We start from the raw sequence: 267 nt of genomic DNA, 5'->3' as shown, positions 1-267 counted from the left end.
AGGTCGTATGATGCGTCACGAGACGGGATCTGTAAAGGTCGGGAATTTGGACGCCTCGAATTGGACGAGAGAAGCCGCATCGGTTCAGTCGGACGAAGCGGGATTAGAAGTATCGAGCAAAGAGCTCATCCGGAGGCTCTTCAACTCTCTTGAACAGAATGGGATCCGCCACTGCCACTGGAAAAGCAATGTCCGCCTAGAAGCGACGCTTGCGGCTGCAGAAGATATCGATCTCCTCGTCGACCAACGTGATGCCCGACTGTTCCA

Annotated in this window: 1 protein-coding gene; it reads left to right on the top strand. The window is 54.3% G+C overall.

The window, feature by feature from the left end:
• Positions 1-46: 46 nt before the first annotated feature.
• The coding region (locus tag KJQ96_RS39165; protein ID WP_213291238.1) for a hypothetical protein at positions 47-267 on the top strand (221 nt) is incomplete at its 3' end.

Source organism: Bradyrhizobium sp. sGM-13 (assembly GCF_018398875.1).
Classification (GTDB): Bacteria; Pseudomonadota; Alphaproteobacteria; order Rhizobiales; family Xanthobacteraceae; genus Bradyrhizobium.
Note: the sequence above shows the minus strand (reverse complement) of the source record. Positions and strands in the feature narration are given on the sequence as shown.